A 248-nucleotide genomic window follows, 5' to 3' on the forward strand; every position below is an offset into this window, starting at 1 on the left:
CAACTCCAAAACATTAATTCTGGGTTAAGCAAATATTCCAAGTGATCGGCTGCTCGTATTTTTTTCCACTAGAAGATATACTGTTTTTTCAGTTAATACCCTTTCAAGATCAATACGAGGAACCTGTACCTTCGCACAATTAGGGGAAATATTGGGATCAATTCCTGAACCCGAATTCGTCATTAATTCAGATGGTATATCCGCCTTATCGATAGAAGGGTTTTCTTTTAAAAACTTTGTAATGTCTT

The 248-nt window shown here is 35.9% G+C and carries 1 protein-coding gene; it reads right to left on the reverse strand.

The features are described from left to right. Positions 1-24: 24 nt before the first annotated feature. The coding region (locus ACYP5M_RS26650; RefSeq protein ID WP_459735745.1) for a potassium-transporting ATPase subunit C at positions 25-248 on the reverse strand (224 nt) is incomplete at its 5' end.

It is taken from the genome of Peribacillus sp. N1 (genome assembly GCF_054600815.1).